The organism is Facklamia miroungae, from assembly GCF_012396555.1.
GTDB lineage: Bacteria > Bacillota > Bacilli > Lactobacillales > Aerococcaceae > Facklamia > Facklamia miroungae.
This window is the reverse complement of sequence record NZ_JAAXPS010000004.1, coordinates 40,785-61,362: the sequence shown is the minus strand read 5'-3', so window position 1 is coordinate 61,362 and position 20,578 is coordinate 40,785. Positions and strand designations below refer to the sequence as shown.

At 33.8% G+C, this 20,578-nt stretch carries 19 protein-coding genes; 5 read left to right on the top strand and 14 right to left on the bottom strand.

The genetic code is table 11. From position 1 onward, the window contains the following. Positions 1-31: 31 nt before the first annotated feature. From HF969_RS05320 to dnaA, 14 genes are all read right to left on the bottom strand, one after another. Positions 32-1,222, bottom strand: coding sequence for an acetyl-CoA C-acetyltransferase (locus tag HF969_RS05320; protein WP_090289857.1), 1,191 nt, complete (start codon positions 1,220-1,222; stop codon positions 32-34). 35 nt (positions 1,223-1,257) lie between these two features. Beyond that, positions 1,258-2,049 carry a hypothetical protein gene (locus tag HF969_RS05315; protein ID WP_090289858.1) on the bottom strand — a complete coding sequence of 264 codons (792 nt, stop codon included), beginning with the start codon at positions 2,047-2,049 and terminating at the stop codon, positions 1,258-1,260. A 68-nt stretch (positions 2,050-2,117) separates the two neighbouring features. Further along, positions 2,118-3,497: a replicative DNA helicase gene (gene dnaB / locus HF969_RS05310; protein ID WP_245694834.1), complete on the bottom strand. Its 1,380-nt coding sequence runs from the start codon at positions 3,495-3,497 to the stop codon at positions 2,118-2,120. A 23-nt stretch (positions 3,498-3,520) separates the two neighbouring features. Further along, positions 3,521-3,973 carry a 50S ribosomal protein L9 gene (rplI, locus tag HF969_RS05305; protein WP_090289859.1) on the bottom strand — a complete coding sequence of 151 codons (453 nt, stop codon included), beginning with the start codon at positions 3,971-3,973 and terminating at the stop codon, positions 3,521-3,523. Positions 3,974-3,975: 2 nt separating this feature from the next. After that, on the bottom strand, positions 3,976-5,973 hold the full coding sequence (locus HF969_RS10115; protein WP_090289860.1) for a GGDEF domain-containing protein: 1,998 nt from the start codon (positions 5,971-5,973) through the stop codon (positions 3,976-3,978). Between the two features lie 120 nt (positions 5,974-6,093). After that, positions 6,094-6,327: a 30S ribosomal protein S18 gene (gene rpsR / locus HF969_RS05295; protein ID WP_090289861.1), complete on the bottom strand. Its 234-nt coding sequence runs from the start codon at positions 6,325-6,327 to the stop codon at positions 6,094-6,096. 23 nt (positions 6,328-6,350) lie between these two features. Next, positions 6,351-6,866, bottom strand: a complete 516-nt coding sequence (gene ssb, locus HF969_RS05290) for a single-stranded DNA-binding protein (protein WP_090289862.1) — start codon at positions 6,864-6,866, stop codon at positions 6,351-6,353. A gap of 39 nt (positions 6,867-6,905) precedes the next feature. Next, positions 6,906-7,205: a 30S ribosomal protein S6 gene (gene rpsF / locus HF969_RS05285; RefSeq protein ID WP_090289863.1), complete on the bottom strand. Its 300-nt coding sequence runs from the start codon at positions 7,203-7,205 to the stop codon at positions 6,906-6,908. 115 nt (positions 7,206-7,320) lie between these two features. Beyond that, complete coding sequence (gene gyrA, locus HF969_RS05280; RefSeq protein WP_090289864.1) at positions 7,321-9,849, bottom strand: DNA gyrase subunit A; 2,529 nt, start codon at positions 9,847-9,849, stop codon at positions 7,321-7,323. A gap of 24 nt (positions 9,850-9,873) precedes the next feature. Beyond that, positions 9,874-11,808, bottom strand: coding sequence for a DNA topoisomerase (ATP-hydrolyzing) subunit B (gyrB, locus tag HF969_RS05275; protein WP_090289865.1), 1,935 nt, complete (start codon positions 11,806-11,808; stop codon positions 9,874-9,876). Between the two features lie 10 nt (positions 11,809-11,818). Continuing rightward, complete coding sequence (recF, locus tag HF969_RS05270) at positions 11,819-12,928, bottom strand: DNA replication/repair protein RecF (RefSeq protein WP_090289866.1); 1,110 nt, start codon at positions 12,926-12,928, stop codon at positions 11,819-11,821. Positions 12,929-12,936: 8 nt separating this feature from the next. Beyond that, positions 12,937-13,161, bottom strand: coding sequence for a S4 domain-containing protein YaaA (gene yaaA, locus HF969_RS05265; protein WP_090289867.1), 225 nt, complete (start codon positions 13,159-13,161; stop codon positions 12,937-12,939). Positions 13,162-13,357: 196 nt separating this feature from the next. Continuing rightward, positions 13,358-14,506 carry a DNA polymerase III subunit beta gene (dnaN, locus tag HF969_RS05260; protein WP_090289868.1) on the bottom strand — a complete coding sequence of 383 codons (1,149 nt, stop codon included), beginning with the start codon at positions 14,504-14,506 and terminating at the stop codon, positions 13,358-13,360. Between the two features lie 158 nt (positions 14,507-14,664). Beyond that, a complete protein-coding gene (gene dnaA, locus HF969_RS05255; protein ID WP_090289869.1) occupies positions 14,665-16,002 on the bottom strand; it encodes a chromosomal replication initiator protein DnaA in 1,338 nt (445 codons plus the stop codon). A gap of 484 nt (positions 16,003-16,486) precedes the next feature. Here dnaA and rpmH point away from each other — a divergent pair, with 484 nt between their 5' ends. From rpmH to treP, 5 genes are all read left to right on the top strand, one after another. Next, a complete protein-coding gene (rpmH, locus tag HF969_RS05250; protein ID WP_090289870.1) occupies positions 16,487-16,624 on the top strand; it encodes a 50S ribosomal protein L34 in 138 nt (45 codons plus the stop codon). A gap of 117 nt (positions 16,625-16,741) precedes the next feature. After that, the gene (gene rnpA / locus HF969_RS05245) at positions 16,742-17,122 is read left to right on the top strand and encodes a ribonuclease P protein component (protein ID WP_090289871.1); all 381 of its coding nucleotides are present in this window, start codon (positions 16,742-16,744) and stop codon (positions 17,120-17,122) included. Next, positions 17,112-17,951, top strand: coding sequence for a membrane protein insertase YidC (yidC, locus tag HF969_RS05240; RefSeq protein ID WP_090289872.1), 840 nt, complete (start codon positions 17,112-17,114; stop codon positions 17,949-17,951). Before rnpA ends, yidC begins: the two co-directional genes overlap by 11 nt. 18 nt (positions 17,952-17,969) lie before the next feature. Further along, positions 17,970-18,926 carry an RNA-binding cell elongation regulator Jag/EloR gene (jag, locus tag HF969_RS05235; RefSeq protein ID WP_090289873.1) on the top strand — a complete coding sequence of 319 codons (957 nt, stop codon included), beginning with the start codon at positions 17,970-17,972 and terminating at the stop codon, positions 18,924-18,926. A 129-nt stretch (positions 18,927-19,055) separates the two neighbouring features. Then, complete coding sequence (gene treP, locus HF969_RS05230) at positions 19,056-20,567, top strand: PTS system trehalose-specific EIIBC component (protein WP_090289874.1); 1,512 nt, start codon at positions 19,056-19,058, stop codon at positions 20,565-20,567. The last annotated feature ends 11 nt before the right edge of the window (positions 20,568-20,578 follow it).

The following is a 20,578-nucleotide window of genomic DNA, read 5'->3' as shown; positions in this document are numbered from 1 at the left end:
TTTTGCATGCAAGCATATACATTGCACCATATTATTTTAACTCTCTTTCTACAATGACCGCATTACCTTGACCACCACCAATGCATAGGGTAGCCAATCCTAGATGGGCATTGCGACGCTTCATTTCATGAATCAAAGTAACAAGAATTCTTGCTCCACTACATCCAATTGGATGGCCAAGTGCGATTGCTCCACCATTAACGTTAATTTTTTCTTCATCAATTCCGAGTTCTTGATTCACAACCAAAGACTGGACAGCAAACGCTTCGTTTCCTTCAATAAGATCAATATCTTCTAGTGTTAAGCCTGCATTTTTTAAGGCTTTTTTACTAGCAGGAATAGGAGCTGTTCCCATTAAAGCTGGTTCAACACCTGCTTTACCCATGGAACAAATACTTGCCATAATTTCTAAACCTAAATCTTCAGCTTTGCTCCTAGACATCATAAGTAAAAAAGCTGCGCCATCATTTAGTGTAGAAGAGTTGCCAGCGGTTACAGTACCATCTTTTTTGAAAACAGGTCTTAATTTTACTAAATCATCCATCGTTTGATCTTTGCGAATGTTCTCATCTTCTTTAAAAATTACTGCTTGACCACCTATATTTTGCACAATTGGAATAATTTCTTGAATAAATTTACCTGCTAAATTCGCTTTTTCTGCTTTTTTTTGACTTTTTAGAGCAAAAGTATCTTGTTCTGGTCGACTTATATTATATTGATCAGCTAAATTTTCAGCAGTCATTCCCATATGATAATCTTCAAAAGCATCGGTTAATCCATCAAAAACTAATGTATCAATCATACTATCATTTCCCAACTTGTGACCCCAGCGGTGGTTAGCTAAAACATAGGGAGCTTGACTCATGTTTTCACATCCTCCAGCCACAACTATTTCATTTTCTCCTATCATGATGGATTGAGCGGCCAGCATCACAGCTTTCATTCCTGAGCCACATACTTGATTAATAGTCGTTGCAGGTGTTTTTACACTAATACCTGATTGAATAGCAATCTGTCGAGCTACATTTTGGCCTAAACCCGCTGAAAGTACATTTCCTATGTAGACTTCGTCAATTATCGTTGGATCCAAAGCGATATTATCAAACATTTTTTTTAATAATTGACTTGACATATCAATCACAGAAACATTTTTTAAACTTCCACCAAAACGTCCTATAGCCGTACGATTTGCCGAAACAATTACCACTTCTTCAAAATTCATAAGTTCCTCCTCAAATATCTTACTGATCCTTTAGGCTAGCTAAATAGACGTTGAAGCCAAGTTTTAGATTTCAGCGAATTAATCGAATCAGTATTTTTATCATTTGATTTATAGATTGTTTGATTTAAACCACTATCCATTTGTAGCTTATCAATTGTTTCAAGTAAATGATTATTTTTCTTTTCTGTCAAAAGCATCAATTGCTGTTGTTGATCAACTAACTGCAATAAATCATTGATTTGTTTGTTTTTCTCATTCAACTCATTGACCAGAATTTTTCTTTCCTCTTCATCTTTAAACCACTTTTCTTTAAGCTGCGTTTTAACCGTGTTTTCGATATAGGACCTTATCGCTTCTATGTGCTCCATCGAATATAATTCTTCTTTTGTTTTTTCATTTTCTTCTTTTTCGATAGCATTCTTGGCCTTTATCGTTTCTGGATCCTTAATATTTTCACTTAGTGGGCTATTGGATGAATCACGTTCATTTTCTAAAACGAGCGATATTTGTCTAGCCAATTCAGGATCGTAAGTAAAGTCTCTTTTTATTTCTGTCAAATGTTCAAGATCATCCACTTTGTCACTTTTATCTGCTATGTTTGTCTGATTTTTTTGTTTTGTCATCTCTGCTTCATGATCTGTTTGTGTGTCAAAGGTGTCAGTCATAAATGATTTTAATAAATACTGTTGTTCCTTAGTAAAGACAAGCTTGTTCTCTTTATTATAGACTTTCTCTTCCTTTGGAATTTTTTTAGCATGGTAGTAAATTAATTGTCGAGTCACTTCTAATTCATCAGCAAATTCTTGAGCTGTCAAATAATCTTCCATAGTATCTCCTTAATAATGTCAATCATATACTCTATTAAAGTAAAATGTAAAAAGAACCTTTTACTCTATTATACAGTAAAAGGTTCTTTTTGATAGGATAAACTGGAGAATTTATTGTATTCTTTTTTGAATAAGAGTTTGACCGTGTCCCTTGCACCAGCTCTATTTTTAGCAATAATAACTTCTACTGTATTATCAGGTAAATCATCTTGAGGCCCATCATCTTCACCACTATCTTGTTGGTGATAATCTTCACGATAGAGAAAAGCTACGATATCAGCATCTTGTTCAATTGAACCAGATTCTCTAATATCACTCAAAATAGGCCGTTTATTTTGTCTTTGCTCAAGTCCTCTTGAAAGTTGAGAAAGTGCAATAATCGGTACCGAAAGCTCTTTAGACAACTTTTTTAATTGACGTGAAATTTCCGAGACTTCTTGTTGACGATTTTCGCGTCCATTACCATCAATTAATTGTAAATAATCAATAACGATTAATCCTAATTCAGGATTTTCTTGTTTTAAACGGCGGCATTTTGCACGTATTTCAGAAACACGAATACCTGCAGAATCATCAATATAAATTGGGGCATCTCTTAGGATATCCGTAGCTACTGTAAAACTCTTCCATTCATCATCTGTCAGTTGACCTGTTCGTAAATTAGAAGCATGAATACTTCCCTCTGCACAAATCATTCGATTTACCATATCTAAAGCACCCATCTCAAGCGAAAAGATCACCACTGGTACCTTGGATTTTGTTGCGACATTTTGTGCAATGTTTAAAGCAAAAGCTGTCTTTCCTACAGAAGGTCTCGCAGCTATGATGATTAATTGATCGGGTTGAAAGCCACTGGTTAACTTATCAAGTTCGTAATAACCAGTGGGTAATCCTACTACGTCGCGTTTTTCTTCTGCTAACTTTACAATCTTGTCAAAGGCTTCCGCTATGAGTTGCCTCATCATTTGGGGACGGTTATTTTGAGAACCTTCTCCTATTGATAGAATCAATTTCTCGCTTTGATCGATAATATCTTCTACTTCATTATCTTCATCATAAGCAGTTTGAGTTATTTTTGATGAAGCAGAGATTAATTGGCGAAGAATGGATTTTTCTTTAACAATCCTTGCGTAATTTTCAATATTAGCAGTCGTTGGTGTAAAACTTGTTAATTCTATAATGTATTCGTATCCACCTACATTTTCCAATTGATCCAAGGCATCTAATTGATTTTTTAACATCAAATGATCTAATGTCCCATCTCGATCAAAGACACGCTCCATTGCTGCATATATTTGTTGATGAGCTACTTTATAAAAGTCATCTTCTTGAATCACGGTCTGAACTGTTGCTAACTTCTTAGGTTCTAATAGAAGTCCTCCTAAGACTGATCTTTCTGCTTCAATATTTTGAGGTGCCTGCATCTGATTCATTTGCGAAAGTTCCATTTTTTCACCTCTTAATTAAAAAGCTATACTTCTTCAACTTTTACTCGAATTATTGCAGAGACATCACTATGTAGCTTTACAGGGACATTATGAAAGCCTAAAGATGCTAGATTACTTTCTAATTCAATTTTACGTTTATCAACTTCAATATCAAATTGTTTTTTTAATTCTTGAGCAATTTGTTTTGAAGGAATAGTTCCAAAAAGACGGCCATCTTCACCAGATTTAGCTGAAATAACCACAACTGTCTCTTCTTTTTCTATTTCTACTTTTAAATTTTTCGCTTCTTCTAACTCTTCAGCAGCCAATTTCTCCTGAGCCTTCTTTTGAGCCTTGAACTCACTCATCGCCTTTGAATCAGCAACTTTTGCTAAACCATTTTTAATTAAATAATTGTTTGCATAACCATCTGATACATTAATGATTTGGCCTTTTTTACCTTGCTTACGTACATCTTCTAATAAAATAACTTTCATAATTATTCCTCCTTAAATTTAATGACATCAATTAATTCTTTTTCTACTTCATGAATCGATCGATCCTCTATCTGCGTTGCTGCATTTGATAAATGACCGCCTCCTCCAAGTTTCTCCATAATCACTTGAACATTAATTTTCCCTAAACTTCTAGCAGATATTCCAACTTCATTTTCATTGCGTTGGTAAATCACAAAAGATGCTTCAATCTGATCAATTCCCAATAAATCATCAGCTGTCTGAGAAGCAAGAACATTATCAACTATTATTCCTTCATTCGCAATAGTTACAGCATAAATTGAATCAATAATTTTAGTATCCTCAATTAAATGATTTTTAATTTTGATAGTCTCTAAACTTTCTTTTAATAAATGCTTAATTTTTATATTATCAGCACCCATTGATTTTAAGTAAGCTGCTGCTTCAAAGGTTCGTGAACCAGTTCTTAAAGAAAATTGATTAGTATCAATAATGATACCTGCTAACATTACAGTTGCTATTAGTTCATCAATAGCATTATCTTTTTCATCAATTACACTGAAATATTCTGTCAGTAATTCAACTGCTGAAGAGGCAGACGGCTCAAGATAACTTAAAACACAATTACTCGGAAATTCTTCAGCTTGTCGATGGTGGTCGATAATCACAATATCATAATCAAAAAAGATTTTTTCAGCCTGTGAAATCATTGATCGATGATGATCCACAAGAATCAGAAGTGTTTTTTCATCTAAAAAACTATCTAATTCCTTATCTTCGATAAAAATTTGGTCATCTCTTTTCTCAAAATAATCATTGTTAATTATCTCTCGAATATCTTCTGTCATTCCATCACGGTCAATAAGAATCTTCGCTTCTCTACCAAAAGAACTTACAATTTGTTGAACTGCAAGAGCAGAACCTAATGAATCCATATCCGGCGATTGATGGCCACTGACTAATACGCGATCGTAAGTTAAAACGGTACTTTTAAGAGCTTGAAAGAACATTTTACTGCGGATATCCGAGCGATTTTCAGTATAACTTGTCTTTGCACCAAAAAATCTTGCTTTTCCTTCTATTTCTCGAATAACTACTTGATCTCCACCTCGTCCTAAAGCTAAATCTAAATTTGATTTTACCTGTTTAGCCACCAGTATCATATTTTGTTGAGAGGTTTTGCTATATGAAAAAGCTAAAGAAAGTGAGATAGGAATCTTCTGACTCGAATAGTATTCTTTTATAGCTTCAATCGATTGAAATTTTTCTTTTTCCAAACTCTTCAAAGAATTTTCATTTAAAAGCAATAAAAATTGATCTTCATCTGTTTGTTTTAAGTATATTTGATATTGATCAGCCCAGCGATTCAATCGTGTAATTAAATCAGATTCAAATTTTGCACTTGCTTCGTCATCCATGGCATAAATTAAATCGTCATAATCATCTAATAGGAGTGACCCCATCACTAGAATAGATTCCCCAATAGCTTTTTGGATTTCAATATCTTGAGTAATATCGTACAGATAAAGTGCCTTATATTCATGATGATGAAGCGCTCGGAAATATCCTGTATTTAAAGAAACTTCCTGCCATTGGCTCATGTTGCTTTGACCAAGAATTTGAGTTAATTTACTATCGACTTTTTCAATTTTTTCACCGATTATATCTTTATTAAAAATCTTTTTAATCACCGGATTAACCCAGGTTACTCTTTCTTCTTGATCATATAGTATTACACCTATTGGAGCGTTATAAAGAGCATATTCTTGTGCTAAAAATGCATTTTCCGACATATGACTAGCTATTTTAGCAAGATCTTTTATAAACCCTTTGATATTGAAAGTAAAGAAAAACACAATAATTAATAGAAAAGCGACCAGGAATACACCTAAACGCCATTCCCATTTAAAAGCTACTACTATCAGTATTAGATAGATCAATAAGATGGAATAGATTTGCCAAGAAATTTCTAATGAATGAAAATATTTAAAAAATTCTTCTATTTTATTTTTTTTAAGCACAGCACACCTCTTAGTAATAATATCACTTATTTTATCACACTTAATTCAATTATTCTATGATGGTCTCCACGTAAGATGTTTCACGTGAAACAAAAAAACCACCCACTGGGTGGCTAATTATTATTCTTGAACGGTAAATGGTAATAGAGCCATGATCCGTGCACGTTTAATTGCATTAGTTAATGTACGTTGGTGTTTAGCGCAAGTACCAGTTACACGACGTGGTAATATTTTTCCTTTTTCAGAAATAAATCTTTTTAAAAGATCTGTGTCTTTATAATCAATGTAATCAATATGATTAGCACAGAAATAACACACTTTTTTTCTACGTCTTCCTCCGCGACGTTGTGCCATTTATTTTCCTCCTCTGCATTATTCTAAAACGGTAGATCATCTTCTGAAATATCTACCTTCTGACTGTCGCCAAATGGATTACTATTATTTTGACTAAAGTTTTGGTTGAAACCAAAGTCATTATTAGTCGATTGATTTGGCTGGCCTTGGTATTGATTAGTATTCGGATTGTTCTGCTTGTATGATTGATTTCCATCAGAAACAGGGCGTTGTTCAGTAACTGAGCGTGGTTCAAGTAAATGGAAGTTACTAACTACAACTTCTGTAACATAAACTTTTTGTCCTTGTTGATTGTCATAACTTCTTGTTTGAATGCGACCTTCAACTCCGATTTGAGAACCTTTTCGGGTAAAGTTGGCTAAATTTTCAGCAGCTTTACGCCAAATCACACAATTAATGAAATCTGCTTCACGCTCACCTTGTTGATTGGTAAAACTGCGATTTACAGCCAGTGTAAAACTTCCAACTGGAGTTCCTGAAGAAGTATAACGTAAATCAATTTCCTTGGTTAAACGCCCAACTAATTGTACGGTATTCATTTTATTCCTCCTACAAGTGTTTCACGTGAAACATATTGATTATTCTTCTACTTTTGTAATCATATGGCGTAAGATATCACGGTTGATTCGCGCAAGACGATCGAACTCGTTGATCCCTTTAGCATCATCAGCGGTTAAAGTGATTAAATGGTAAATACCTTCACGATAATCGTTAATTTCGTATGCTAAACGTTTCTTAGCCCAGTCTTTTGATTCTACAACTTCTGATCCCTGATCGACTAAGATTTGATCAAAACGAGCAATTAATTCTTTTTTTGCTTCATCGGTCATATCTGGACGAATAATATAAAGGATTTCATATTTAGTTGGTTGACTCATGACTGCACCTCCTTTTGGTCAAATGGCTCCATAGAGCAAGGAGTTAAGCGATTAAGCGATTAACTCACATTTAATAATTTTATCATTCTATTTTAAAGAAATCAATGATAACTTGTTATTCTTCTAAAGTTTCTTCCTCGGCTTTTTCTAAATCAGAATTCTCTAATTCCAAATGCTGTTCTTCTTCATCTTCATTCTTTTCAATAACAACAATTTTATCCACTACTGAATCATCATCTAATCGAATGACTTTGACTCCTAAAGTATCTCTTGAAGCTGTAGAAATCGAATCAATGTGAACTCGAATAACAACTCCTTCATTCGTCATAATTAGTAAGTCTTCATCGCCTTGTACAGTAACCAGACCAGCTAATTTACCACTCTTTTGAGAAATATTAGAAGTTTTAACCCCTTTCCCTCCACGATTTTTAATAGCATACTGATTAGCTTCTGTACGTTTACTATATCCATTTTCAGTAACTACGAGGACTTGTTTATCATCTTCTAAAATAGCAGCGCCGATAACATGATCTCCAGCGCGCAATTTCATTCCTCTCACACCCGAAGCACTTCGACCCATATCGCGTACATTATTTTCATCAAAACTTACCGCATAACCGTTATTGGAACCTATGATAATATTCTTTTGACCATCAGTAATTAAAACATTTACTAATTCATCATTTTCTCTGAGTTTAATTGCAATAAGGCCATTAGTACGAATGTTATAATATTCACTAACTAAGGTTCGTTTAACCATACCTTTTTTAGTTACAAATAAGAGGTGAGTATCTTGATCATCTGCTTCTTTTCGGATATTTACAATATCGCGCACATATTCTTCTTTATCCAAATTTAAAAGATTAATAATTGGCAAACCTTTTGAAGTCCTACCATATTGTGGCATATCATAACCTTTCGCTCGGTATACTTTACCAAAGTTAGTGAAAAAGAGTAGAGTATCATGGGTAGAAGCTGAAACTAAACTTTGAATGGAATCTTCTTCACTGACTCCCATTCCTTTAACACCTCTTCCTCCGCGATTCTGAACGCGAAATTCATCCTCTGTCATACGTTTAATATAACCAGAAGTCGTTAAAGCTATAAGTATATCCTCTTCGTCAATTAAATCCTCATCCTCTAGAGATTGAATTTCGCCCATTTTTATCTCAGTTCTTCTCGGATCGTTGTATTTCTTAAGAATGTCTCTTAATTCATCATGAATAATTTCATAAATCCTATCTTGCGAAGAAAGAATCTCAGTTAACCGAATAATTAATTCTTGTAAATCTTTATATTCTGCATCAATTTTTTCTCGTTCTAATCCTGTTAAACGAACGAGCCGCATATCTAAAATGGATTGCGCTTGTATTTGTGAAAATTCAAAACGGTTAATCAACTCTTGCTTAGCTGTTTCTGAATCGTGTGAAGAACGGATGATAGTGATAATCTCGTCAATGAAATCTAAAGCCTTTTGTAGCCCTTGTAAAATATGTGCACGATCTTCTGCCTTACGCTTTTCAAATTTCGTACGTCTGGTGATTACTTCAACTTGATGAGCTAAATATTTTTGTAAAATTTCTTTCAAATTCAAAACTTTGGGAACACCAAAGTCAATTGCTAACATATTGATACCAAAATTAGTCTGCAAAGGTGTCTGTTTATATAAATTATTTAAAATAACGTGAGCAGATGCATCTCTACGAGCTTCCACGACAATACGCATTCCTTCTCTACCCGATTCATCTGCGATATAAGAAATACCATCTATTCGCTTATCTCGCCCTAATTCCGCGATTCTTTCAACTAATTTCGCTTTATTGACTCCATATGGTAATTCTTGAATAATAATACGTTCACGATCCATATTGTTACCAAAATATTCAATTTCTACTTTACCACGGACCGTAATTTTTCCTTTTCCAGTTCGATAAGCTTGTCTAATGCCTGATTTACCAACAATAATTCCACCAGTTGGAAAATCAGGTCCCGGTAAAACTTCCATTAATTCATCAACAGTCGCGTCAGGGTTACGCATGAGTATTTGCAAAGCGTCGATAACTTCTTCTAGATTGTGTGGTGGGATATTAGTGGTCATCCCAACTGCAATACCTGATACACCATTTACTAATAAATTAGGGAAACGACTAGGTAATACAACAGGTTCTTTTTCTTCTTGAGAGTAATTATCTTGAAAATCAATAGTATCTTTATTAATGTCCCTTAGCATTTCCAAGGTTATTTTTGCCATTCTGGCTTCCGTATACCGCATTGCCGCTGCTCCATCACCATCAACTGAACCAAAGTTACCATGACCATCCACTAACATTTGACGATAAGAAAATGGCTGGGCCATTCTAACCATAGCCTCATAGATTGCCGAATCACCATGTGGATGATATTTACCCATTACATCACCAACGATTCGGGCTGACTTTTTATGTGGTTTGTCAGGGGTTACACCCAATTCATTCATTCCATATAAAATTCTTCGATGCACTGGTTTTAAACCATCACGTACATCTGGTAGAGCTCTAGCTACAATGACAGACATGGCATAATCTAGAAATGAATTGCGCATCTCATCAGGTAGGTTAATTTCTTCAAAAGATTGTTTACTTATATCAAAATTCTCTTCAGTCATAACGAACTCCTTTCATCGATAATGCTACACATCAAGATTACGAACATAAACGGCATTTGTTTCAATGAAAACTCTGCGAGGTTCAACCTCTTCGCCCATCAGCATAGACATAACTGCATCTGCTTCTACTGCATCATCAACCGTTACTCTTTGCATACGACGATGTTCAGGATTCATAGTGGTTTCCCAAAGTTGATCTTCATTCATTTCTCCCAGACCTTTATATCTTTGGAGAGAATATTTAGTATCTGGATTTTCTTTTTCCCATTGTAGGAGTTGCTCATGAGTATCCAAATAGAATTCTTTTTTTCCAACTTTTACCTTATATAATGGCGGTAGGGCGATATAAACATATCCAGCATCGATTAAAGGACGCATGTAGCGAAAAATAAGCGTTAATAAAAGGGTACGAATATGAGCACCGTCAACATCCGCATCGGTCATAATTATTAATTTATGATACCTTGCTTTGCTAACATCAAATTCAGCCCCAAAACCTGTTCCCATAGCAGTAAATAAAGATCGAATCTCTATATTACCTAAAATACGTTCCATAGAGGCTTTCTCAACATTCAAAATTTTACCTCTAATTGGTAAAATCGCTTGGTACATTCGTGAACGTCCTTGCTTAGCTGAACCACCTGCTGAATCTCCCTCGACAATAAATAATTCACATTTTTCTGCTTCTTTTGATGAACAGTCAGCTAGTTTTCCAGGAAGGTTAGCAATCTCCAACCCTGATTTACGACGAGTCATTTCTCTTGCTCTTTTTGCAGCCATTCTAGCTTTTGAAGCTAAAATTCCTTTGTCTAAAATCAAACGGGCAACTTTCGGATTTTCTAACAAAAATGTTTCGAAATGCTGAGAGAAAAGACGATCTGTTACGGTACGAACTTCAGAATTACCTAATTTTGTTTTAGTCTGACCTTCGAATTGTGGATCTGGATGTTTAACAGATATTACAGCCGTCAATCCTTCACGGGTATCTTCACCAGTTAAATTATCATCACCATCTTTAAGCAAATTATTTTTCCGACCATAATCATTTATAACTCGTGTTAAAGCGGTTTTAAAACCTGATTCGTGCGTTCCGCCTTCATAGGTATGAATATTATTTGCAAAAGATAATAAATGCAATTGATAAGCATCTGTGTATTGCAAGGCAATTTCCACTGTGATTCCATCTTGCTCACCTTCGATATAAATCGGTTCATCAAAGATTAACCCCTTATCTTCATTGAGATAAGAGACGTAAGATTTGATCCCTCCGTCAAATAAGTAGGAATCATAGGCTTCACGATCCGGTCTACGATCCTGTAAAGAAATGCGCAATCCCTTATTTAAGAAGGCTAATTCGTGAATTCGCTCATTCAGAATGTCATATTTGAAATCAACCGTTTCTGTAAAAATAGAAGTATCTGGAACAAAATTAACTTTCGTACCAGTTTCATTTGCTTCTCCAACTACCTTTAATTCAGAAACAATTGCTCCTCTTTCAAATTTTATTTGATGAATTTTACCGTTACGTGAAACCTCAACTGATAATTCACTGGACAAGGCATTTACAACAGAAGCTCCTACACCGTGTAGTCCACCAGAAACTTTATAGCCTCCACCACCAAACTTACCACCAGCGTGTAAAACCGTATAAACTGTTTCAACAGCTGGTCTTCCCGTTTTTGATTGAAGATCAATTGGAATACCTCGCCCATCATCAGTCACTGAAATAGAGCCATTCGCTTCAATGACTACTTCTATGTGACTACAATAGCCTGCTAAAGCTTCATCAATAGAGTTGTCAACAATTTCCCAGACTAAATGATGCAAGCCAGTACTCGAAGTTGATCCAATATACATCCCAGGACGTTTACGAACAGCTTCAAGTCCTTCTAGTACTTGAATCTGATCTGCATCATATTGAGGATGATTTATTTTTTGCTTATCAATATTTTCAACCATTTCTGTCCTCCTATAGAACTTTTCCTTTTTTTACCTGTATTATCGAAGAATTTTTTAATTCTTGGATATGAATATTTTCAACACTAGCAGTTGTTAAGATGGTTTGTACTTTACCTTCTATTTTACTCATCAGTATAAACTGGCGACGATCATCCAATTCAGAAAGCACATCATCTAATAAAAGAACAGGATAATCTTGATCGATCGCATAAACCAAATCTAATTCAGCTAGTTTTAAACTTAAAATGATGGTTCTTTGTTGACCTTGGGAAGCAAATTGTTGAGCTAAATTATCATTAATATAGAATATAAGATCATCACGATGGGGACCATACAGGGTAATACCTTGGTCAATCTCTCTTTGAGTAGAGCTTTTAAACAATTCCTCTAATTGGTCTTCAATTAAATCCTTCTTCTCATAATCAACCTTTGAAGTAGAGGACTTATAGACCATTGATAGGAGATCCCTCTCATTTGATAGTTCGTAATGGAGTGGTTGCGCTATTTTTTCAAGATTTTTAACAAATTCTATACGATAATTTATGACTCGGCTTCCCGCTTCAACCAATTGATCTGTTAATATTTCTAAATAAACTGGATCGTGTGAATTTTTTTCACGAGCTTGTTTTAAATAAGAATTTCTTTGTTTTAAAATACGATGATATTCTAATAAATTTTGTAAATAAATAGGATGAGTTTGTCCTAATTCAGTATCTAAAAATTTTCTTCTTAAACTAGGTGAGCCTTTAACTATCTGCATATCTTCAGGCGAAAATAAAATAACATTTAATTTTCCTATAAATTGCGAAAGTCTTTTTTGGTCTATGTAATTATACTTAGCAATTTTACCTTTAGAATTTAAAATAATTTCTAGAGGAAAATGTGAATTTTTAGTCGTAATTTGCCCTACTACTTTAGCGTAATCTTCATTCCAAGTAATCATTTCTTGGTCATGATTGGTTCGATGACTTTTAGCCAATGACAACAAAAAAATGGCCTCAAGGATGTTTGTTTTTCCTTGGGCATTTTCACCAGTTAAAATGGTCAGTCCATCATGAAAATCAATCGAGAGTTCTTTATAATTTCGAAAGTTTGTTAAATTTAAATGTTCTATCTTCATATAGTATCTTATTGACCAATCACATCAACAACTAGAGCATCCTGAACAAATTCAATACGATCACCAGGATATATTTTTCTTCCTCGTCGATTTTCAGGTTCCTCATTTAAGTAGACTGTGAATTCTCCCAGATACCATTTGGCCATTCCACCACTAGATATTAAATCTACCATTTTTAATAATTGGCCGAGCGTTACATGGTCACTTTCTATTTTGACTTTTTTATGTTCCATTTGGCCACCCCATCACTCTTTTATAATATTTATTATACATCTAAAAGGATTAAGACTCAAATATTTGGCGAAATTTTACAGTTTTAAATATAAAATGGCTTTTGGAGTATAAAAAGCTTATTTAAGATAAAAAAGCCTTAGACGATAAATAAAGGCAAAAAATAAGCAGGCCGATTTTTCGACCTGCTTTTTTCAATTAATGGGTGCGAACAGGTGTTAGTAATTGCAATAAATCATTGTGAGGTAATTCACTGTTTTCATTTGGAGTTAGTAACATTGGGCGAACAGGTGAATTGAATTGAATCTTGATTTCAATATCACCAAATGAACGGAGCGCTTCTTTCATGTAATCTGGATTGAAGGAAATTTGAAGAGCCTCACCACTTGAAGAGACAAATTGAATTTCTTCTGCTACATTTCCAATTTCATTACCTTTAACAAATAATTCAATATGATCAGGTTGAATATCTAACTGAACAATATTATTTTTTCCTTCATGTGATAATAGTGAAGCACGTTCAATAGCCTGTAGAAAATCAGCCGCATTTAGAACAATTTCTGTTTCACAAGAGTTAGGAATTAATCGATCGGTGGCTGGATAATTTCCTTCAAGTAAACGTGAGTAAATTGTTATATTTTCAAAAGTAAAAATAATTTGTTGATTAGATAGAGTCATCATTAGATCAGCATTATCTGGAACAATTCTAGCTAATTCACTCATCGTCTTTTTAGGAACTGTAATTGCATCTAAATTATGTGAGCTTTCTGAGAGTTTTAAAGGGATTTCTCTTTGGCTTAAGCGATGACTATCAGTAGCCACACCAATTAAAAAATCTTTTTCTAAAATCAAATGTAACCCAGTTAAAATTGGACGTGATTCTTGATTAGATGCTGCAAAAATTGTTTGATTAATCATATTTTTAAAAGTAAGTGTTGGTAATTGTATTTGATGATCTAAATCAATTATGGGTAAACGAGGATATTCATTACCGTCAATTCCCACAATTTGAAATTCAGCATTTCCCGATTGAATAGTCGCTTTAAATTTATCATCTACACTTATAACAACTTCATCTTGAGGTAATTTTTTTATAATTTCATTTAATAAACGAGCAGGAAGTACAATTTGGCCGGATCTTTCTATTTGGAGATTAGCTAAAGGATCATTAACTGAAATGTGACTTTCAATGGAAATATCGGCATCACTTCCTATTAAAGTCATTCCGTTATTATCTAAAGCTAATTTAATTCCATATAAAATATTAATTGTCGTTTTAGACGGAATAGCTCTTTGAACATTATTAATTTGTTGCGTAAAAGCTGAGCGGTTAATTGTAAATTTCATAATTTTCTCCTTTATAAATAATTATTAAATATATAAGTAATAATAGTAGGTCCTGTTGACAGAGCCTATAAGTATAGTAATGATGATAGTGTCAACATTTAGCCTTGTTGATGACTATGTGTAAAAGAATATTAATTCAGTAAACTTATCCACAAGCTTTATTCTAGCATTTGTTTAATAGTTGCAATTTCGTGTCGAAGAGTCATATTTGATTTTAAATCGTCAGAGATTTTTTCATAAGCGTGAATGACGGTGGTATGATTTTTATTTCCGAAAGCTTCACCAATTTTTGGAAAAGAAAGTTCAGTTAACTCACGTGTTAAATACATTGCAATTTGACGAGCAGTTACAATTTCTTTATTTCTTTTCTTCCCTTTAATTTGATCGGTAGAAATCTTATAAAAGTTACTACATGTTGAAATAATTGAGTCAGCGTCAATCACTTTTGCCTTTTGTTCACCAAAGATGGAAGAAAGGGCTTCAGCAGCTAAATTACTGGTTATTTCTTTTCCTTCGATCGCTGCATAAGCAAAAACTCTCATTAAAGCCCCTTCAAGTTCACGAATATTAGTATCTACGTTATTAGCAATATAGGTAAGTGTTTCGGAATCAATATCAAGTCGATTATTAGCCGCTTTTTTTCTCAGAATTGCAATTCGTGTTTCTAAATCAGGAGGCGTAATATCGGTTGATAACCCCCATTTAAAGCGAGAAATTAATCTCTCTTCAAGATTATCAATATTATTAGGCAAGCGATCAGAAGTTAATACAATTTGTTTGTTGTTATTGTATAGTTCATTAAAAGTGTGAAAGAATTCTTCTTGGGTTGCATCCTTTTTGGAAAGAAATTGAATATCATCGATTAAAAGTACATCTATCTCACGATACATTTCTCTAAATTTCTTTTGTGAGCCGTTTTGAATACTGGTGATAAAATCATTAACAAAGGATTCACTAGTTGCGTATTTTATTTTTGTTGAAGGATTTTTCATTAAAATATCATTACCAATTGCTTGCATTAAATGTGTTTTTCCCAAACCAACCCCGCCATATATGAGAAAAGGATTATAGGTTTTTCCAGGACCATCACTGACTGCTAAAGCAGCTCCGGCTGCCATTTTATTATCTTCACCGATTACAAAATTTTCAAAAGTATATGATGGGTTTAGTTTTGAATCAGAAAAACAGGGAATATTAAGATTTTCTTCTTTAGATATGGTTTTTGAAGGAATAATTTCGTCTTGTGGGGTTTGATAAATTATAAATTGCGGTTCATATTCGATTCCATAACGTTCACGACTATATTGTAAGATATAATTCACTAAATGATTTTCCCAATATTTTTTTGTCATAGGATTAGGAACAGCAATTGTGATTGATTGATTGCCGATTCGAGTTGGAATTGAAGGCTCAACCCAAGATCGAAAGGAAGAAGTGGATAGAATTTCTTTTAAATAATCTAAGACTCCTTGCCAAAAAAGATCTTTTTCCTCCATAAATTTCACCTCAAATAAGTTTATATAGCTCAAGAATATTGTACCATATTGAAAGTTTTCCACAAGCTAGGATTAATAAAAAAACAAATCCACATATGTACATTTGACTTATACACATGGTATTAGTTTTTGTGGATAAAGTGCTAGTTTTTAATACTTCAGGAAAGAATGTGGATAAGTGTTGATAAAGAGACAGCGATAATATCAATGATTATGAAAACTTATGAACAACATATGTGTATAAGTTTCATTTTATGAACAAACCTGAAAGTTGAGGATAAATTAACTTTAATATTGTTTATAAATCAAATGAGTAAATAAAATATTATTTGCCTTTGTGTATAATCTGTGGATAAAGTTCTTATTTAACCATTTAAATATCGATAATTCTGGTAGTTAATAGAAAAAAGACTTGACTTTAAAGTGGTAATTCTTATAAACTATTCTAGTATTGTTTATATTTAGGAATAAGGAGGTGTATTGCATGACTAAGAGAACATACCAACCTAAAAAACGTCAACGTAGTAAAGAACATGGTTTTCGTAAACGCATGGCAACAAAAAATGGACGTCGTGTATTAAGCAAGCGCCGCTTAAAAGGACGCAAAAAGCTAACAGCATAATTCTTAGGCTTCCGCGTGAGGCCTTTTTTTTATGGATAAAATAAAGAGATCCGTTCCAATTATTGTTATTTTTGATATAATGATAAGAGGACTCTAAAACAATGGAGTGGTGGCTTAGTGAAGAAAGAATTTCGAGTAAAAAGTGATAAGGATTTTCAAAAGGTTTTTCATCAGGGAATATCGACGGCAAATCGTCAATTGGTGATCTATACTTATGCAAAACCTAATCAAAAACATTTTCGAGTAGGTTTATCAGTAGGCAAAAAATTAGGTAATGCCGTTGTGAGAAATCAAATAAAGCGTTATTTACGTCAAGCATTACATGAGATAGAACCGGCTATTCTTCCTCAAGTCGATTTTCTTTTAATTGCCCGTAAAGATATTTGTGACAAGAATCTTGCCCAAATAAAAAAATCAATGATCCATGTTATGAAGAAAGCCAATATAATTAATCCATCACTAATAAAAGAATTATCTGGAGGTCGTAATGAGCAATAAACAATTCAATAAATTTTTTAAGCTTTCGCTTTTAGTCAGCTTTATCGTATTACTTTCTGCATGTGGTAACATTAATGAACCGATCACTAGCCAATCAACTAATTTCTGGGATCAATTTATTCTATTTCCATTGTCCCAATTTATTATTTGGTTGAGTCATTTAATGGGCAATAATTTTGGTTTAGGAATCATTATTTTTACTCTTTTAGTACGGATTCTTTTAATTCCTTTGACTTTAATGCAAATGAAATCGCAATCTAAAATGATGGAATTGCAACCAGAAATTGATGCGATTAAAGAAAAATACCCTAATAAAGACCGTCATTCAATGGAATTGCTTCAAGCAGAACAACAAGCCCTGTTTGAGAAAAAAGGGGTTAATCAATATGCAGGATGTTTGCCAACCTTACTACAATTTCCGATTATGATCATTCTTTATCAAGTCATTTCAAGAACAGAGTTATTACGTCAAGGACATTTCTTATGGGTTGATTTAGGCCAACCTGATCCTTACTTTATATTCCCACTATTAGCGGCTCTATTTACTTTCTTAACTACTTATTTGAATAGTAAAACAAATCCGCAACAAAATATATCGGTAAAAATAATGATGGTTACTATGCCACTAATGATCTTTTTCATTTCATTTGCTTTTCCTAGTGCGATTTCACTCTACTGGTTCATTTCCAATTTAATTACTGTAATCATTATTTTAATTTTTAACAATCCTTATAAGATAATAAAAGAACGTCAAGAGCGGATTGCTCAAGAAAAAGAAAAAGAAAGACAGCTGCGTAAGGCTTTGAAAAAAGCTAAGAGTCGTAAATAAAATAAAAGGAGTGATGATATGTTAGATCATAATATTACTGTGCGTGCTGAAAATGTAGAATCAGCCATTGAAAAAGGTTTAAAACAATTGAAAATTAGTCGAGATGAAGCTGAAATTCGGGTGATCAGTGAAGGTAAGAAGGGCTTTTTCGGATTTGGAAAACAAGAAGCTGTCGTTCATATTGAAGCAAAAACGGATCTTTCTTTGAAAGAATTAACCCATAAATTAGAAAAAGAAGCGGGAATTGACAGTAAAACTAAAGTAACCCGTAAAGAAACTTCTAGCAAAACAAAGGATTATATTCGTCAAAACAATCAAAAACATAGTGAGCCAGTCAAAGAATCTGATAATGAAATTTATGAAAATGAAAGTCCATCAATAAAATCTGATTTTGATGATGAGAATCATGAAAAAGAAAATAGTATTGAAGTATCTATTGTAAAAGAAAATACAGAAGAAACTGAAACAGATCATGAAAAAACAGATTTAACTGAGATGAATGATGGACAAGATCAAATATCTATTGAAGAAGAATATCAAGCTGCTTGTCAGTATTTAGAAGAAGTGATTCGATTATATGGAGCAGAATCACATATTGAATATGAATTAAAAGGAAATCAATTAGTATTTAATATTGAAACAGATAAGTCAGGCTTAGTCATTGGCAAACACGGTAAGATCATTAATTCATTACAAACTTTAATTCAAGTCTTATTACATAAACGTGATCGTAAAAGAATATCTGTCTTATTAAATGTGGGGGATTATCGTGATCGTCGTTTAAATGTTCTCGAACAAATTGCTGAACGTACAGCGGAACAAGTCTTAAGGACTAAACAGACAGTTATTTTGGATCCACTTCCGGCTTATGAGCGTAAGCAAATTCATGCCTATCTCGGTCGCTATGACCATATTTCAACCCATTCTGAAGGTAAAGATCCTAATCGCTACTTAGTTGTTGATTATGTTCAATAATAAATTTTATCTCCAACCGAAAGGTTTGGAGATTTTTTTTTGCAATTATGTTTGAATGTTAACCGCTTTCATGATAGAATTTTATTAACTTGTATAGACAAGTTAAATTTATAAATAGGAGGTCACAAAATGTCCAAATTTGAGCATGATGCCAAAGAACTCTTAAAGTTAATCGGTGGAGAAGAAAATATTGGGGCTATGACACACTGTGCAACCAGGATGCGATTTGCTTTAAAAGATCCGGATAAGGCAAAGATTAAAGAAATTGAAGCACTTCCTTCAGTTAAAGGAACTTTCACTCAAGCTGGTCAATTTCAAGTAATTATAGGTAATCAAGTCAATGATTTTCACGAGGATTTCGTAAAGTTAACTCATATCTCATCCACTAGCAAGGAAGATGTTAAAGCAGCGGCTGAATCGAACCAGGTTTGGTGGCAGAAGGTAATGACATTTTTGGCTGAAGTTTTTGCACCAATTATTCCTGCGATTATTGTTGGAGGTTTAATTTTAGGTTTTCGTAATATATTAGAAGGTGTTGGTTTTCAAGCTTTAGGTCAAGCCGTTGAAGATGGCGTTAAGTTAACCAATGCGGATGGATCTCCTGTTTGGAATACTATCGTAAATGTTTCACCTTTTTGGAGTGGTGTGAATCATTTCTTGTGGTTACCAGCACAAGCCATTTTTCACTTCTTACCAGTTGGTATTACCTGGTCAGTTACTCGAAAAATGGGTACCACTCAAATTTTGGGGATTGTTTTAGGAATTACTCTTGTTTCTCCTCAGTTATTAAATGCTTATCAAGCTCCAGGAGCTTTCGCAGAAGGCGCTATTCCTCAATGGGATTTTGGGTTTTTCCAATTAGATATGATTGGTTATCAAGCACAAGTTTTACCAGCTATGTTTGCAGGGTTAGCTTTGGCTTGGTTAGAAAAATTCTGGCGTAAGCGAGTACCTGAATATTTATCAATGATTTTGGTTCCTTTTTTAGCTTTATTACCTGCCGTTATTTTAGCGCATACGATTTTAGGACCAATTGGATGGTGGATTGGAAATATAATTGCTGAAGGGGTAACTTGGGGCTTAACCGGTCCTCTTAAAGCTGTTTTTGGTTTCTTATTTGGTGCCTTATACGCACCTTTGGTTATTACAGGTCTTCACCATATGACCAATGCTATTGATGCGCAGCTGATTGCATCGAATGAAGGAACTGTTTTGTGGCCGATGATTGCTTTATCAAATATCGCTCAAGGTTCAGCTGTTTTAGCCTATTGGTGGATGACGCGTAAAAATGAAGAAGAATCACAAATTACAGTTCCATCTTATATTTCGGCTTATTTAGGGGTAACTGAACCTGCTATGTTTGGGGTTACTTTAAAACATGTCTTTCCCTTTGTAGCAGCTATGATTGGTTCTGGTTTAGCAGGTCTATTGTCTACTATGACGAGTATAACTGCTAACTCCATTGGTGTGGGTGGATTACCAGGTTTCTTAGTCATCCAACAACCGTATATGTTATGGTTCTTTGTCGCCATGGCTGTTGCGATCGTTGTGCCTTTTGTTCTAACTTTGACCTTTAAAAAAATGAATTTTCTAACAGATGCTGGTTTAGATTTTGATATTCCTTTTTTCAATAATAAATAAGGAGGTATAAA

Coding starts and splice junctions, on each gene's coding strand:
- HF969_RS05320 (WP_090289857.1), bottom strand. CDS start 1,222: ATGAATTTTGAAGAAGTGGTAATTGTTTCGGCAAATCGTACGGCTATA.
- HF969_RS05315 (WP_090289858.1), bottom strand. CDS start 2,049: ATGGAAGATTATTTGACAGCTCAAGAATTTGCTGATGAATTAGAAGTG.
- dnaB (WP_245694834.1), bottom strand. CDS start 3,497: ATGGAACTTTCGCAAATGAATCAGATGCAGGCACCTCAAAATATTGAA.
- rplI (WP_090289859.1), bottom strand. CDS start 3,973: ATGAAAGTTATTTTATTAGAAGATGTACGTAAGCAAGGTAAAAAAGGC.
- rpsR (WP_090289861.1), bottom strand. CDS start 6,327: ATGGCACAACGTCGCGGAGGAAGACGTAGAAAAAAAGTGTGTTATTTC.
- ssb (WP_090289862.1), bottom strand. CDS start 6,866: ATGAATACCGTACAATTAGTTGGGCGTTTAACCAAGGAAATTGATTTA.
- rpsF (WP_090289863.1), bottom strand. CDS start 7,205: ATGAGTCAACCAACTAAATATGAAATCCTTTATATTATTCGTCCAGAT.
- gyrA (WP_090289864.1), bottom strand. CDS start 9,849: ATGACTGAAGAGAATTTTGATATAAGTAAACAATCTTTTGAAGAAATT.
- gyrB (WP_090289865.1), bottom strand. CDS start 11,808: ATGGTTGAAAATATTGATAAGCAAAAAATAAATCATCCTCAATATGAT.
- recF (WP_090289866.1), bottom strand. CDS start 12,928: ATGAAGATAGAACATTTAAATTTAACAAACTTTCGAAATTATAAAGAA.
- yaaA (WP_090289867.1), bottom strand. CDS start 13,161: ATGGAACATAAAAAAGTCAAAATAGAAAGTGACCATGTAACGCTCGGC.
- dnaN (WP_090289868.1), bottom strand. CDS start 14,506: ATGAAATTTACAATTAACCGCTCAGCTTTTACGCAACAAATTAATAAT.
- dnaA (WP_090289869.1), bottom strand. CDS start 16,002: ATGGAGGAAAAAGATCTTTTTTGGCAAGGAGTCTTAGATTATTTAAAA.
- rpmH (WP_090289870.1), top strand. CDS start 16,487: ATGACTAAGAGAACATACCAACCTAAAAAACGTCAACGTAGTAAAGAA.
- yidC (WP_090289872.1), top strand. CDS start 17,112: ATGAGCAATAAACAATTCAATAAATTTTTTAAGCTTTCGCTTTTAGTC.
- jag (WP_090289873.1), top strand. CDS start 17,970: ATGTTAGATCATAATATTACTGTGCGTGCTGAAAATGTAGAATCAGCC.
- treP (WP_090289874.1), top strand. CDS start 19,056: ATGTCCAAATTTGAGCATGATGCCAAAGAACTCTTAAAGTTAATCGGT.